At 43.1% G+C, this 15436-nt stretch carries 16 protein-coding genes and 1 pseudogene; 9 read left to right on the plus strand and 8 right to left on the minus strand.

Translation table 11 applies throughout. From position 1 onward, the window contains the following. Positions 1–90: 90 nt before the first annotated feature. The 3 genes from FNW02_RS10210 to cysS form a co-directional block, all read right to left on the minus strand. On the minus strand, positions 91–1437 hold the full coding sequence (locus FNW02_RS10210; protein WP_191757426.1) for a TldD/PmbA family protein: 1347 nt from the start codon (positions 1435–1437) through the stop codon (positions 91–93). Between the two features lie 324 nt (positions 1438–1761). Next, positions 1762–3201 carry a TldD/PmbA family protein gene (locus tag FNW02_RS10215; RefSeq protein WP_191757427.1) on the minus strand — a complete coding sequence of 480 codons (1440 nt, stop codon included), beginning with the start codon at positions 3199–3201 and terminating at the stop codon, positions 1762–1764. A 14-nt stretch (positions 3202–3215) separates the two neighbouring features. Further along, positions 3216–4751: a cysteine--tRNA ligase gene (gene cysS / locus FNW02_RS10220; protein ID WP_191757428.1), complete on the minus strand. Its 1536-nt coding sequence runs from the start codon at positions 4749–4751 to the stop codon at positions 3216–3218. Between the two features lie 137 nt (positions 4752–4888). On the opposite strand from cysS, the gene FNW02_RS10225 reads away from it, so the two are divergent. Then, on the plus strand, positions 4889–5980 hold the full coding sequence (locus FNW02_RS10225) for a CobW family GTP-binding protein (protein WP_191757429.1): 1092 nt from the start codon (positions 4889–4891) through the stop codon (positions 5978–5980). Between the two features lie 205 nt (positions 5981–6185). On the opposite strand, the gene FNW02_RS10230 is transcribed toward FNW02_RS10225, so the two are convergent. Beyond that, positions 6186–6992 (minus strand): Rpn family recombination-promoting nuclease/putative transposase, encoded by an 807-nt coding sequence (locus tag FNW02_RS10230; protein ID WP_191757430.1) that lies wholly within the window; start codon positions 6990–6992, stop codon positions 6186–6188. Positions 6993–7056: 64 nt separating this feature from the next. Between FNW02_RS10230 and dtd the strand changes: the two genes are divergently transcribed. From dtd to FNW02_RS10245, 3 genes are all read left to right on the plus strand, one after another. Further along, positions 7057–7509, plus strand: coding sequence for a D-aminoacyl-tRNA deacylase (gene dtd / locus FNW02_RS10235; protein WP_191757431.1), 453 nt, complete (start codon positions 7057–7059; stop codon positions 7507–7509). Between the two features lie 104 nt (positions 7510–7613). Continuing rightward, positions 7614–7949: a photosystem II reaction center protein Psb28 gene (psb28, locus tag FNW02_RS10240; RefSeq protein WP_191757432.1), complete on the plus strand. Its 336-nt coding sequence runs from the start codon at positions 7614–7616 to the stop codon at positions 7947–7949. Positions 7950–8024: 75 nt separating this feature from the next. Then, on the plus strand, positions 8025–8528 hold the full coding sequence (locus FNW02_RS10245; protein ID WP_191757433.1) for a MogA/MoaB family molybdenum cofactor biosynthesis protein: 504 nt from the start codon (positions 8025–8027) through the stop codon (positions 8526–8528). Positions 8529–8816: 288 nt separating this feature from the next. Here the strand turns inward: FNW02_RS10245 and mraY are convergent, their stop codons facing one another. After that, on the minus strand, positions 8817–9908 hold the full coding sequence (gene mraY, locus FNW02_RS10250) for a phospho-N-acetylmuramoyl-pentapeptide-transferase (protein WP_191757434.1): 1092 nt from the start codon (positions 9906–9908) through the stop codon (positions 8817–8819). 78 nt (positions 9909–9986) lie between these two features. After that, a complete protein-coding gene (locus FNW02_RS10255; RefSeq protein ID WP_191757435.1) occupies positions 9987–10226 on the minus strand; it encodes a DUF3134 domain-containing protein in 240 nt (79 codons plus the stop codon). 254 nt (positions 10227–10480) lie between these two features. Here FNW02_RS10255 and FNW02_RS10260 point away from each other — a divergent pair, with 254 nt between their 5' ends. The 5 genes from FNW02_RS10260 to mdh all read left to right on the plus strand — a co-directional run bounded on the left by FNW02_RS10260 (position 10481) and on the right by mdh (position 14570). Next, positions 10481–11065 carry a PAP/fibrillin family protein gene (locus FNW02_RS10260; RefSeq protein WP_191757436.1) on the plus strand — a complete coding sequence of 195 codons (585 nt, stop codon included), beginning with the start codon at positions 10481–10483 and terminating at the stop codon, positions 11063–11065. A 322-nt stretch (positions 11066–11387) separates the two neighbouring features. After that, positions 11388–11615: a photosystem I reaction center subunit IV gene (locus FNW02_RS10265; RefSeq protein ID WP_191757437.1), complete on the plus strand. Its 228-nt coding sequence runs from the start codon at positions 11388–11390 to the stop codon at positions 11613–11615. 227 nt (positions 11616–11842) lie between these two features. Then, the gene (locus FNW02_RS10270; protein WP_191757438.1) at positions 11843–12685 is read left to right on the plus strand and encodes a DNA-formamidopyrimidine glycosylase; all 843 of its coding nucleotides are present in this window, start codon (positions 11843–11845) and stop codon (positions 12683–12685) included. A 286-nt stretch (positions 12686–12971) separates the two neighbouring features. Continuing rightward, the gene (gene ndhO / locus FNW02_RS10275; protein WP_191757439.1) at positions 12972–13187 is read left to right on the plus strand and encodes an NAD(P)H-quinone oxidoreductase subunit O; all 216 of its coding nucleotides are present in this window, start codon (positions 12972–12974) and stop codon (positions 13185–13187) included. Between the two features lie 408 nt (positions 13188–13595). After that, the gene (mdh, locus tag FNW02_RS10280; protein ID WP_191757440.1) at positions 13596–14570 is read left to right on the plus strand and encodes a malate dehydrogenase; all 975 of its coding nucleotides are present in this window, start codon (positions 13596–13598) and stop codon (positions 14568–14570) included. 258 nt (positions 14571–14828) lie between these two features. On the opposite strand, the gene FNW02_RS10285 is transcribed toward mdh, so the two are convergent. Together FNW02_RS10285 and FNW02_RS10290 are read right to left on the minus strand one after the other, a co-directional pair. Continuing rightward, complete coding sequence (locus FNW02_RS10285; RefSeq protein ID WP_191757441.1) at positions 14829–15161, minus strand: translation initiation factor; 333 nt, start codon at positions 15159–15161, stop codon at positions 14829–14831. Positions 15162–15239: 78 nt separating this feature from the next. Further along, positions 15240–15436, minus strand: a pseudogene (locus FNW02_RS10290) (transposase); the annotation flags it as partial.

A 15436-nucleotide genomic window follows, 5' to 3' on the forward strand; every position in this document is an offset into this window, starting at 1 on the left:
ATCTAAAAACAGATGGGAAAGAATTTTAGGTTGGGTTAGCAACAGCTAAACCCAACAAATTTCATTAAAACTTTTAGATTTCCGTTTTTACTACAAAGTATATGTGAAATCTTCCACTAAGATACCAGGAACCAAACTACCTCCAAGTTGACGACCATCGTATGTTCCTACTTCGGGAATGAATTCCTGAAAATTGGTCAAATTGATTAGGTTTTCTCCCCAGAAGCGATAGAGACTTTCATCAAAACGCAAGTTTTCAATAGGGGCGATAATTTCTCCTTTTTCTACCCAAAAACAAGCATAACGGGTCATTCCTGTAATTCTACCAGTGGGGCGATCGCTCCAATTCAAATAATGCAAATTCGATACATATAAGCCTGTATCCAAACTTGGAAGAATTTGCTCAAAGGCTAAATTTCCCGGACTTATTTCTGGCGCACGTAACGTTTCTGAAGCATTAGCGCCATTGGCAACTTTTTGATATTCCTTAGCAGTACGAGAATTCACTAAAGTATTTACCAAAAGCCCATTTTCTATGACACTTAACTCTGGTGCAGCCATTTCTCCCAATTCATTAAATCGCGGCACTAACCCCCGCTGAAAGTTTTCTTTCAAGTTAAATGCTGGCGAAAGTTGTTTTTCTTGACGCCATAAAGCAGCTAAAGCACTGTTTCCTTGTTGGATATCAGCTTCGCTCACGGCTCCCCAAGAAAGCATCATTAATAAATCTGCAACAGCAGCAGGTGCGAAATAAGTTTTATAATGTCCTCGTGGCAATTCTTTAGCTGGGCGAGAAAGCATTTCTAGTTGCTGTTTTGCTTCGCTGATTTTGGCTATATAAGCAGCTGCATCCCAATCACTCCCGGCAAAAGTACCTTTAACAGCTTGTTCCGAGGTAGTGAATAAAGAATAGTCTAAGGTAAAAGAATCAGTAGCAAACCAGTGTTTCTGACCGCTAGAATCACCATAACCTTTAACTACTACTCCCCCAGCATATATACCAGTAAAATCTAATTCAGCAACCAGTTCCAGCACAGTTGGCACTACTGCTTCTGCTGTCAATAATTTCCCAGGATGTACTTCGCGACTGGTATTGTTTCCTGATGGCAAAACTAGATAGGGATCAATAGGTAATAAGGGAAGTTCTTCACGTAGTTCTTGTAAAGCTTTATATCCTATTTGCCAATCTACTTCCCAATTTCCAGTAAAAGGAAACAGCCGAAAACTGCTACGCTGATTTTTCATCAAAGTCAGTTCTATGCAACCATCAGCTACACAACCAGTTTGTCTGACTTTCGCATGATTGAAACGAGTAAATTGACTCCGTTCACTGCTCAGTTTCACAGTAAAGTGTTCACCTTCTACCGTTTTGAGCAGTAGCGTTTCAATCAGTTGATTAAAGCTGACTTCTAAAGCAGATAATTCCTCAATTTTCATGAACATTTATAGAGACAGTGGGAATAGCGGGAGATGGGGGAGTAGATGAATTTTAGATTTTAGATTTTGCGGAAAGTCTGAGCGGTTCGCGGAGCGTCTCGTAGAGAGGCTTCCGACGCTCCTACGTCGCTAACGCTGCGCTATCCGTTGGCGCAGCCCAACCCAGGCATCAGAACTTTCCAAGACAGATTTTGGATTAAACAATCTAAAATCCCAAATTCAAAATTGAAAATTGAATTGAAGGAGCAGAGGGGCAGGGGAGGACAAAGGGAATAAATAAAAGACTCTTGACTCTTGACTTTTGACCCTTAACAAATGACTATCTCAACTTCCTCCACCAAAAACTTCAACGTTAGCAAATACACAAATGGGTGAACCATGTCCTACCCAAATTGCCTGATTTGGTTCTCCTTTACCACAGTAAGCAGTACCATACATTTGCCAGTTAGAGGCATCTCCGACTTGGATTAAACTGCGCCAAAACTCTGGTGTAGTTGCGCGATAATTGGGATTACGCAGGGTTTTGGTAAGTTTACCGTTTTCAATTAATTTGGCGTATTCACAACCAAATTGAAATTTATAGCGGCGATCGTCAATTGACCAAGACCGATTGGATTCCATGTAAATACCGTGTTCTATCCCGGCGATGATTTCATTAAAACTGGCATTCCCTGGCTCTAAGTTTAAGTTAGCCATGCGATCAATTGCTGGTCGATTCCATGAGGAAGCACGGGCACAAGCCACCCCAGGTATACCTGCTCTTGCTTGACTCTCTAAAGAGCCTAAACCCCGCTGAAGTACACCTTCTTTGATCAAATACTCTCGTGTTGCTACAACACCTGTATCATCAAAGCCGTAGCTGGCAAATTCGCCATCTACGGTGGGGTCAAAGGTAATATTCATCAGCGACGAACCATATACTAGGTTGCCAAAATCACTCTTGTTGACAAAGCTACCCCCAGCGTAGTTGCGTTCATCTCCCAAAATTCGGTCAATTTCTAGAGGATGCCCAACACTTTCATGGATTTGCAGCATCATTTGGTCGGGGGCTAAAACTAAATTAGTAGGCATGGTTGGGCATTCTTCTGCTGTCAACAGTTCTAATGCTTGTTCACCAACTTGCTGTACTCGATGCCATAAGTCTTCTTGTTTTAAAAGTTCTAGTCCACCTTGGTAACAGTTTGCTTGCCAGCCGTTGTTGGTGCGCTGCTGTACACTTGCGCCATTTTGGGCAGTAGCGCCGTAATGAGTGCCTAGAGATAAAACTTTTTGATACACCTCAGAGCCGTTACTGCTGACAAACCAAGATTCCCTTTCAGTGGTACTAGCGCTGGCGGTGGTTTGCACAATCTTGTCGTCAACTTTCAATTTTTGGCAAACGCGAACCAGTAAATCGTTAATTTCACCAGGACTTAGAGCATCCAATGGCTCTAGAAATGGAGAGTGATATTCACCAACGACTTTAGGCCGCTCACTTTGACGAAAGGGATGTATCCACCATTCACTGGCGGCTAGTGCCTGTTTATACGCTGTTTGGGCAGCGGCTTGCAGGGATGGCAGTTCTAGAGAGTTAGTAGCTGCATAACCCAGACAGCCGTTGACTAAAACTTCCAACATGGCCCCTACGGTGAAAGATTTGCCGTTAGACTGGGGTAAACTGTCACGAACATTACGGTTAGTGGAAGTTTCCTTTACAGCTCTAATACCGATCCAATCAGCAGGAATGTCGAAACTAGCGATCGCTTTTGTAAGTTCAGACCACATAATTAAATTAAAAATTACGAATTATTAGTTTTAACAAAGCGAGTACCATCAGCACTATCAATTAAGTTAATGCCTTGTGCTTGCAATTGATTACGAATACGGTCAGCTTCGGCAAAATTTTTAGCTTTCCTTGCTGCTTGCCGCTGTTTAATTAAATCTTCAATTTTCGCATCACTTAAGTCATCATTCGCAGAAGTTTGGTCTTCTGGTTTTGCTTCTAAACCTAAAACTCTACCTAAAGTTACGAGTGTTTGCCACTGTATTTTTAACTCATCTGCTGGTATTTCGGTTTTCCCCTGATGCACGAGAATATTTCCCTCACGGTGCAGTTGTTTGGCTAATTCAAATAGCACTGTTAACCCACCGGGAAAATTAAAGTCATCATTCACAGCTTCTTGAAAGCGTTCAATGTAGGGATTGGGTACTGGGTATTGGGTATTAGGAAAAGACAAGGTAGAGGAGGGAGACAAGTGAGAGACCTGTTCAATCATTACTCCTTGTCCCCAGTCCTCAGTCCTCAGTCCCCAGCCTAGTTGTTTGCCATATTGGTAGCCGAAGAGTAAGCCTTCTTTGAGCGTGTGCCAAGCGTTCGTCTTATCTGCGATCGCTTCATCGGTAAAATCAATCGGTGTACGATATTGCGCCATCAGCACAAATAGCCGCACCGCCATTGGCTCAACTCCTCGATCCAACAAGTCGCGAATGGTGGTAAAGTTGCCCAAAGATTTAGACATTTTATTACCATCTACCTTTACCATGCCGTTATGCAACCAGTAACGAGCTAGGGGTTTTCCTGTCACAGCCTCAGATTGGGCAATTTCATTTTCATGATGGGGAAAAATTAAATCTTCTCCGCCTGCATGAATGTCTATGGTATCACCCAAGCGATCGCGTACCATTGCCGAGCATTCAATGTGCCATCCTGGACGACCTGCACCCCAAGGTGATTCCCAAGCAGGTTCACCAGGTCTTGCTGCTTTCCACAAAGCAAAATCAACTTTATCTCTCTTCCTTTGATACTCTGGGTCTTCTATATCCACCCGTCCACTGGCACCAGCTTGCATGTCTTCTAATTTACGCCCAGAAAGTTTCCCATACTCAGAAAACTGCCGCACGGCATAATAAACGTCGCCGTCGGAGGGGTAAGCAAAGCCTTTATTTTCCAAATCATGAATTAGCCGCTGAATGCCATTCATTGTGTGAGTAGCGCGGGGATATTCATCAGCTTCTTTAATCCCCAGCCGTGCCATATCCTCAAAATATGCTTTGATAAAGCGATCGGCTACAGCCTCCATTGATGAATGTTCTTGCCGCGCTCGGTTGAGGATTTTATCATCAATATCAGTAAAATTTTGGATATAGCGGACTTCATAGCCGATAAACTGGAGGTATCGACGTACTACATCCCAAACAATGCAAGCTCTAGCATGACCTAAATGGCAGTAGTCGTAAACCGTCACGCCGCAGTAATACATCTTAACCTTGCCCGGTTCTACTGTTTTAAAGGGTTCCTGACGACGGCTGAGGGTATTGTAAAGAGTTAGGGTCATAACAGAGTAATGCTGAAATAGGGAGATACGCAATAATAAAGTAAAGCATCTGGGATGACAGTCCAGCATCCCTATGCTAGTGTTTTCTGGACTATCTGCGCTACACCTAATATTTTGACTTTTTTGATAACAGCGCTATGCAATCAGCAGTGACTCCCGAATCTCAAGCAATGGATACCCCAAAACAAGGAATGCCAGTCACAATTATTACTGGGTTTCTTGGTAGTGGCAAAACGACTTTACTCAATCATATTCTCAACAATCAGCAGGGTTTAAAAACCGCTGTTTTAGTCAATGAATTTGGTGAAATTGGCATTGACAACGAGCTAATTGTCTCCACTGGTGAGAACATGGTGGAGCTAAATAATGGTTGCATTTGCTGCACCATTAACAATGATTTAGTAGATGCCGTTTACAAAGTTTTAGAACGTCAAGAGAATCTAGATTACCTAGTAGTAGAAACAACTGGACTGGCAGATCCGCTGCCAGTTGCGCTGACATTTCTGGGTACAGAATTACGGGATTTAACTCGTTTGGATTCGATTATTACTGTGGTAGATGCGGCAAATTATAGCCTGGATTTATTCAACTCTGAAGCAGCATACAGTCAAATTGCTTATGGTGATGTAATTCTACTGAACAAGGCTGATTTAGTTGATGAAGCCACTTTGAATGATTTAGAAAGAAAAATTAACGAAGTCAAGGAAGGAGCGAGAATTCTCCGCACCACGCGATCGCAAATACCACTCCCCTTAATTCTCAGTGTTGGTCTGTTTGAGTCTGATAAGTATTTTGATACTGAAGAAGATAAGCATGAGCATCATGACCACGATCATGATCACTCAACATGTGGTCATGACCATCACGATCATGACCATGACCATCATCACCATCATTCCGACCATTTAGAAAATGATGGCTTCACTTCCATATCTTTTCAAAGTGATAAGCCTTTTTCTATTAGGAAGTTTCAATATTTTTTAGATAATCAACTATCCTCTAGTATCTTCCGTGCCAAGGGGATTATGTGGTTTGATGAAAGTCCGAAGCGTCATATTTTCCACCTTTGTGGCAAACGCTTTACTTTAGATGATGAAGAGTGGCAAGGTCAACCGAAAAACCAAATCGTGCTGATTGGTCAAAATCTAGATCGTGAAACTTTAATTACTCAGTTGGAAAACTGTATCTGTCTACCTTCGAGCAATCGCGGTAAAGGTTTTGGTAAATAGTTATTAGTAGTTAGCCTGTAGTATGTCTACTCGTTCCCAGGTTCCACCTGGGAATCCATTCCCAGTGGCTCCGCCATCTATACATAATGAAAAGGCGGAGTTTTTAATTAAGCAACGTCCAATATTAATGATAAACACAAAGAGCGTAGACGCTTCCTCGGCTTGTTGTCAGACATCGCCCTTATTCTCCTGCACTACCAGCTTCTTAGCTTGCCAACTGTTGTACCTGTTCCAAAGATAAACCCGTCACTTTTGCCACTACTTCCACAGACATTCCCTCTTTGAGTAAATTCATCGCCACACGGCGAACACCCTCTTGAAGACCTTCAGCACGACCTTCAGCACGACCTTCAGCACGACCTTTAGCACGACCTTCAGCTAAACCTTCAGCAAGGATAGCTTGATAAGTTACTGATTCCTGCATAAGTTCCCTCCGCAGCAATTGTTGAACTATGTCTTTCTCTAATACTAACCCAGCCAGAATGAACGCTGAAGCTGCAATATTGTTCTGGATACGCTGATCAGGAATTTCCGAAATTTCTTGAGCAACTTGTTGTAATGTAGCAGTGCGGTTATTAGTTTGACTTAATACTGCAAATGGTAATAATCCCGGAGATTCTAAAAATACACTTGTTGGTTGTTCCCAAAGACGAATTATCTCAAACCTATGATAGGTTTCTTCTAAAGTGAATGTGGTTTGCTGCACAAGTTCTGAATTTGTCTGTTGGAGATAAATCACTACTTGGCGCATTTGCTTGCTTTTAAAGCGGCGATACACTCGCAATCGATAATCAATCATGCGAAAGGGAATATCAGCTTTGGGTTGGGTTTGAAATTCCAAATGCAGCACGACTTCATCGGATTGGAGTAATATAAGCGCATCAGCGCGAATCGGTTCAAGAGAGAGTTCAGAAGGACTTAACTCAGTGAGGGTGATAGATTCTCCTAATAGCCAAGTGGCAAAGTCACTGGAGAAAGTTTCAGCAAGGAACTTACAGATATTATCGAACATTCAGAAATTTTATCAGGCGGCGATCACTCATTCTAGAATTGAAAGATTCATAAACCTGATCGTTATGCGTGTTATCATCCAGCGAGTTAAATCATCTCAAGTTACTATTAACGGCGAAATTGTTGGCAAAATTGGGCAAGGGTTAAACTTGCTCGTAGGTGTTGCCGATACTGATACTGATGCTGAACTTGATTGGATGGCGCGTAAGTGTTTAGAATTGCGGCTGTTTCCCGATGAAAAAGAGGACGACCGCTGGCAAAAATCTGTGCAAGAAATTGGCGGCGAGTTACTTGTAGTGAGTCAGTTTACCCTTTATGGTGACTGTCGCAAGGGTCGCCGTCCATCTTTTGACCGCTCAGCCAACCCGCAATTAGCTTTATATTTGTACAATAGTTTTGTTACCAAGTTGCAAGCTAGTGGTTTACGGGTAGAAACTGGTCAATTTGGTGCAATGATGCAAGTAACAATTGAAAACGATGGCCCTGTAAGTTTGTTACTTGAACGTGAAGCAATTTAAATATAAATATGTAAAAAATGAAGATCAATAGTCTCTAGACAGTGGAGTTCTAAATGATGAGAGAATATTAAATTAACCATCACAAAAGTTTAAATACATTCATCATGGCGAAAATCCAGTTTTCTAGAGGTATTGACGAAGAAGTAATTCCAGAAGTGCGCTTGACGCGATCGCGTACTGGCGACAGTGGCACAGCGACGTTTATTTTTACAAATCCTAATATTTTAGGACAAGGCAGCACCGAAGACATCACAGGGATGTACATGATTGATGAAGAAGGGGAATTAATTACCCGCGAAGTTAAGGGTAAGTTTGTCAACGGTAGACCAGAAGCATTAGAAGCACTTTACCTGATGAAATCCGCCCAAGAATGGGATCGCTTTATGCGCTTCATGGAGCGGTACGCCAATGAAAATGGCCTTGGACTCAGCAAGACCTAAGCAGTAATTAGTCATTAATTCAGTGGTCAGTGGCATATAAATAAACAACTGACCACTGAATAAATAACAAAAAACATGACGCAACAACCTCACCCAGATTCACCTGGAATTACGATAACTTGTGCTGTGGTTACTGTCAGCGATACACGCTCAGCAGAAACAGACAACAGTGGTCAGCTAATCCAGCAATTAATCCTTAATGCTAACCATGCTGTAGAAGCTTACACAATTATCAAAGATGAACCAACACAAATTCAAGGGCAGATAGAACAACTGGGTAAAAGCTCGAATTTGGATGCTGTAATTTTCAATGGTGGTACAGGAATTGCGCCCAGAGATACTACCTACGATGCTATTGAAAACTTACTAGAGAAAACCTTGCCCGGATTCGGAGAGTTGTTTCGCTTTTTAAGTTATCAAGAAATTGGTTCACGCGCGATCGCTTCTCGCGCTGTCGCTGGTGTTTATCAAAATAAGTTAATTTTCTCTGTTCCCGGTTCCAGTAATGCTGTGCGACTAGCGATGGAAAAGCTCATATTACCAGAACTTTCTCACTTGGTAAGTCAGATGCGTAAATAGGGATTGGGGACTGGGAAATGTCGGGAAAACCCATTCATTCTCGGTAGGTGATGAAAGACGCCTTTTTAGGCCGTTGACGGTTAACAGTCAACAGTCAACAGTTAACAGCAGCGTGAAATCCCACCCCTAAAAGGGATGGGATGAGCTTAATTTATATGCCCCAAGCGGATAAGGCATTCCCCCCGCTTTGAATAAAAAACAACCTCCCTAGATGCGGAGGTTGTCAATTGGTATTCGATAAATTGTTTCAAAGATTCAGAATGGAGCGATGCCTGCGGCGGGCTGCGCCTACGCTAAACAGATGACAGCCAAAATAGCAGCGATTATATAAAATACGGAAACTACTTGTAATTCTGACCAGCCAGTAAGTTCTAAATGATGGTGTAAAGGGGCCATTTTGAAGAGACGTTTGCCTTTGCCATCGGGGCCCTTTGTGGCTTTGTAATAACTTACCTGCGCCATCACGGAAAGGGTTTCTACAAAGAAGATACCGCTGAGAATGAACAGCGCTACTAAGCTATTGGTCAATAGTGCTACAGCAGCTAAAGCGCCTCCGAGCGCCAGAGAACCAGTATCTCCCATGAAAACACGGGCTGGGTTACGGTTATGAGCTAAGAAACCTAAGCAACCGCCACTCAAAGCAGCACAAAATACCATCAATCCTGGTGATGTAGGTGCAATTAAAGCCCCTAGTGCTAGTAAAGCGATCGCTACTGTTCCTGCTGCTAAGCCATCAATACCATCAGTTAAATTAGTCGCGTTACTTTCTGCAACCAAGACAAACCCTGCTAAGGGCCAGAATAGTAACCCTAATGGTAGCGAAAAACTCACCCAAGGCAAGGCAATATTTGTAATACTAGAAGGTTGAGTAAACATCAGCCATAGACAAAACACTGCTGCAAAACCGATTTGCAAAGCTAGTTTCATCCCAGGAGATATACCTTTATTTGACTTACGACGCAGAATTTGCCAATCATCTATCCAGCCAATAAATCCGTAGCTGAGTGTTAATGCGGAGACGGCAAGCACTTCTGAAGCAAAGTTAGACATTATACAGGCAGATATCACAGCCACGGGTATAAAAAATATACCCCCCATCGTTGGTGTACCTGCTTTTTTTAGATGGGCTTGGGGGCCATCTTCACGGATTATTTGCCCCGTTTTGAGTGCTTGCAGTAAAGGTATTACCCAATAGCCGACAACACCTGATCCCAGAGCACATAATAATAGTGGTAGGGTTAATGAGGTGAGTTGCCAGGGCAGCCTATTTGCCATCGTATCTAAAAAAAACGCTGCACCACCTAGCCCTACGGCTAATAAAGAGGCTAGAGCGATCCCAGAAATGTTTAATCCTTGCTCAGGAGATAATTTAGCGTCCACAGAAATTTCCCTTCACTCCACACTTACAAAATTGAATACCAGGAACTAGGGATACCACCAAGTTCCCGACTGAAAAAGCTAATCTTCAGCGATGCCTATATCGTCATCATCATCAAGATCATAGTCGCCAATACCATCTTCTACACTCATTAGCGACTCTATTTCTTCTTCGTCATCCAGAAAATCCGGTTCGTGAACGTCACGCGCAATAAGACGACCGCCAGATTGCAACCAATCCAACATGGAGGACTCTTGTTTTAATGGAATTACAGCAGCTCGCTGGTTACGGGGTTCTTCACGTAATGGAGAATTCAGCATATCGACGAAGACAAGAAAAGGTTGACCAAAAGGTTTAGGTAACTTGACATTTAGAGTCTATCACTTGATACGGACTAATTTAGTTATTCATTCAACTGGTTAGTTTAGAAATCCGCAATAGGATAGAAATTTTTTATTTAATAGCCGTATGTCAAATGGATGGGGGTTTTTAGTGATTTGTACGGCTCTATACAGGAGACATTAATATCTTGTTCATGCTAATTGAAAGTGAATGATTTTTAAGGTGAAAAGCAATGATTGGAAAAACGGCTCTTATAGATGCGATCGCTGGAACAAATCGCGGAATACTTGCAACTGAGCAACAGAAACAAGCTATTTTAGCAGCGATCGCCAATTTAGAAGATCTTAACCCTACACCACGTCCGGTGGAAGCTAGCAATTTGCTAGATGGCGATTGGCGATTACTATACACCACTAGCAAGGGTCTGTTAAACCTAGATCGCATACCTTTATGTAAACTTGGGCAAATTTATCAGTGTATTCGGGTAGAGACTACCAGCGTCTACAACATAGCTGAGATTTATGGCTTACCCTATCTTGAAGGATTAGTCAGCGTTGCTGCCAAATTTGAGCCAGTTTCAGGTCGTCGCGTCCAAGTGAAATTTGAGCGGTCTATTGTTGGATTACAACGTTTAATAGGATACAATTCTCCGGCAACTTTTATCCAAGAAATTGAAAATGGTAAAAAATTTCCGGCTATTGATGCCGCCTTAAACAGCAATACACAACAGGGCTGGTTAGACATTACTTATATAGATAACAATCTGCGGATTGGCAGAGGTAATGAGGGGAGTGTGTTTGTATTAAGCAAAGCATAATATTGAGTAAAAGTACTATTTGCGTCGAAGGTACACTATTACATGTACTTTGTCAAGCCTTGTCTAACAGTTTTTTATATTTGACATTTGAGATGAGGGAGTAGGAGAGATGGGGAAAGCAGAGGAGCAGAGCAAGAAAATAATTAATGACCCCTGACTCCTGTCTCCTGTCTCATAAATCCTTACTAATGACAAATGACCAATGACCAATGACCAGTCAGACAAATAACTTAATAAAACCTCTTGCTGATACCTTCAGGTTGTAGAGTGAAATCAATTAGCCCTATATGTTGGCGATTGATAATTAAAAGGGAAAATACTCATGGTTCAACGTGGTTCTAAAGTACGTATTCTCCGCCCAGAATCCTACTGGTTTCAGGATGTCGGAACCGTTGCTTCTATTGACCAAAGCGGTATCAAATACCCAGTAATTGTCCGGTTTGAGAAGGTAAATTACGCTGGTATCAATACCAATAACTTTGCCCAAGATGAATTAATAGAGACTGAAGCACCAAAGGCTAAGCCGAAAAAAGAAGCAGCTAAGCCATAAGGAGATTATTTAATGGGATGATGAAGATAAGTGTCAAGTATGGAATATGAAGTATGAAACTTTCAGTTCTTTCATCCTTCATCCCAGCCTACCCTACTCTGAGAAAAGCCGCCCTGTGGGGATTTACGGTTTATTTTTGAGAGTACGGTAAGTTACTTACGGGTGTTTACATACTTCTCCATGTCTTGTCCCACAAATACATCCAATTGCTCGCTTAATCAGCTTGAATGCCTGAATTGCCTGAAGTTGAAACAGTCCGGCGGGGTCTAAATCAATTGACCCTTAACCAAGAAATTACGGGTGGAGATGTGTTGCTTGATCGCACCATCGCCTACCCGTTTTCTGTTGGTGAGTTTGTTACTGGAATTAAAGGGAGTGCCATCAAAACTTGGCATCGTCGCGGCAAATATCTCTTAGCCGAATTCTCCCCCTCTCCCTCATCTAGCTGGCTAGGGGCTCATCTGCGAATGACTGGTCAACTACTATGGCTGCATCGAGATGAACCATTGCACAAGCACACACGAGTCAGGTTATTCTTTAGAGATCACCAAGAATTGCGCTTCGTTGACCAGCGCACCTTCGGTCAAATGTGGTGGGTTCCCCCTGGTGTTGCCGTAGAAAGTATCATTACTGGTTTAGCAAAGCTAGCAGCAGATCCATTTTCCCCCGAATTCACCGTCGAGTATCTAGCTCTCAAACTCCAAAACCGCCGCCGTCTGATTAAAACTGCACTACTTGATCAGTCAGTAGTGGCGGGATTAGGTAACATTTATGCTGATGAAGCACTCTTCAAGAGTGGAGTGTTACCCGAAACTCTATGTACAGATTTGCAGCTAAAGCAAATTGAGCGTTTACGAACAGCCATCATTCAGGTATTAGAAACCAGTATTGAGGCTGGTGGTACAACTTTTAGTAATTTCCTCAGTGTTAAGGGTACAAATGGCAACTATGGTGGTATTGCCTGGGTTTATAACCGCGCCGGAGAACCCTGTCGAGTTTGTGACACAGCAATTATGCGGATTAGGTTAGCTGGGCGATCTAGTCACTTTTGCCCCCAGTGTCAACGTTAATCTTGTTTCCCTATCTCCCCCTGCTTTGCTGCCTGCTCAATGCAAGGATTTGCAATTTTGCGCTCCGCTCAGAACTTTCCAAGACGGATTTTAGATTATTCAATCCAAAATCTGTCTTGAAAAGTTTGCTACGGAGGGAAACCCTCCTTACAACTTTCCGCAAAATCTAAAATCTAAAATTCTTCTGCTCCCCCATCTCCTCCTCTTCTAAATTACTTGTATCTTTGTCCCTAAACGCAAGCTAAAATCCTGAATAAAACAAGTTACAAACTTGAGAGGGGAACTCATGGCAGTCAAAAGAGGAGATATGGTTCGCGCTATCCGCGAGAAATTGGAAAATAGTCTGGAAGCACAAGCTAGTGATACGCGCTTTCCTGCCTATTTGTTTAACAGTAAAGGCGAAATTGTCGATGTCAAAGGTGATTACGCTCTTGTTAAGTTCGGGAAAGTGCCAACACCAAACATTTGGTTACGTGTGGATCAACTGGAAGAATTTAAATAATCAAATGCCTTCAGACTAAAGTCTGGGCTACACAAACAAAACCTGCGGAGGCAGGTTTCAAGAGGTTTATTTTTCGGTGTTGCAGAGTAAGCAGGATGATTTATCGGGCTACGCCCCGTGCTAACACGCAGAGGCGCAGTGAACCAGGGCTGCGTTCGCCTTGGTCTCCGGCAGGAGAAGAGAAGTTGGAGCGGAGGCTTCCTTCGTTGGCGTAGCCCGCCGCAGGTATCCAAACTTCGGGGAGGGTTTCCCTCTCTTACGAGACGCTAACGCGAACCGCAGGCGACTGCTAAACCCGCAGGGAGACGCAAAGAGAATAAGGAGTTTTAGATTTTAATCCTTAATTCAGCAATGCCTATTTTTCCAGTGAAGTCTAATCTTTAATCAAAAGCGATCGCACTCGAACATATGTCTTCTTCTAGCTCCTCAATTGTGTGTAGTTTACCTCGTGTCACCATCGTTGGTGCGGGTAGAGTCGGCAGCACCCTAGCCCAACGTATTGCGGAGAAAAATCTGGCAGATGTAGTGTTGCTGGATATCGTCGAGGGTATGCCTCAAGGACTAGCTTTAGATTTGACTGAGGCTAAGGGAATTGAACTACATAATCGCCAGATTATTGGCACAAATAACTATGCTGATACATCTGGTTCTCAAATTGTGGTGATTACTGCTGGACTTCCTCGCAAGCCAGGTATGAGTCGGGATGACTTGCTGAAAACCAATGCCAAGATTGTAGTGGAAGCAGCTAAGAAAGCGATCGCACACTCTCCTAATGCGATTTTTATTGTCGTTACCAATCCTTTGGATGTGATGACTTATTTAGCTTGGCAAGCAACCGGCTTACCACGCGATCGCATTATGGGTATGGCTGGCGTGTTAGATTCGGCTCGCTTTGAAACTTTCATTGCCCTGGAATTAGGCGTTTTGCCTGCTGATGTCAAGGCGATGGTATTGGGTAGCCACGGCGATTTGATGGTTCCCCTGTCCCGTTATGCCACCGTTAACGGCATTCCTATCACAGAATTGTTAGATGCAGCCACAATTGAACGATTAGTAGAGAGAACCCGTAACGGTGGTGCAGAAATTGTGGAATTGATGCAAACTGGTGGTGCTTTTTTTGCACCCGCATCTGCCACAAGTGTGATGGTGGAATCGATTTTGCTAAATCAGTCGCGGTTGTTGCCTGTGGCGGCGTATCTGCAAGGTGAATACAAATTAGCAGACATTGTAATTGGCGTTCCCTGTCGCTTGGGATGCGGTGGGATTGAGAGTATATTGCAATTGAATCTCACTGATGGGGAAAAAGCAGCTTTGCAGGCTTCGGCTCAATCTGTGCGTAAAAATATAGACCGAGCGCAGGAGATTTTAGGTAGCAACATTTGAATTTTGGGCAACCTCAATTTATTCAGGACTTATGCAAAATCATGAAAAAACGTAGACGCGGAGCGGCTTGCCGCAGGCTACCGCTAAAGACGCATTCGCGTAGCGTCTCGTAGAGAAGGACACAAAGAAATAAGAGTTTCAGAGAGTTCTTGCGTAAGTCCTATTATTCTGCAAAAACAAAAGGCAGTAGATTTTGAAATCTACTGCCTTGTTTGCTGTTCCACTTAATCGCTGCGTCAAAAACACATTAGTTATGTATTAACGGCGGTAATCCTGATCAGCTGGGTCGCCATAAGGGTCTTCGCTTGCTGGGCGAACATTACCGAAATATTCCTGGTCTGCTGGATCACCGTATGGGTCTTCACTTGCTGGTGTGAGGTTGCCATAAGCTCCCTGATCTGCTGGATCACCGTAAGGATCTTCGCTAGCTGGACGTACATTGCCGTAATAGTCCTGGTCTGCTGGATCACCGTAGGGATCTTCGCTAGCTGGACGTACATTGCGATCGCGATATTCGGCATCCCGCTCATCTTGAGCATCGTTTGTCCCTAAGAGAATATCCTTCGCCTTTCGCAAAAAGTCATCTACCATGATTCATCTCCTGATTTGATTTCATGTGTACCACGTGCGCGATCGGCGTTATCCTCCGGGAAGTGGCTTTGCATGAACCTATCCCACTAATAAAATCCGATTCATCCAAATATGAATTGTGGCTAGAGAAAGAAAAGCGTTAAAGCAGGCAGAAATCCGCTCCCATCGCACAACTAGTCGTCGATATTTCCTTTGATACCAAGCAAAACAACGCTCTTGTTGAAAACGCGGGACTGAAATTTGAATTGGTCTACCCCGATTTTTTCTAGTCTTCC

This window comes from Komarekiella delphini-convector SJRDD-AB1, assembly GCF_014831675.1.
GTDB lineage: Bacteria > Cyanobacteriota > Cyanobacteriia > Cyanobacteriales > Nostocaceae > Komarekiella.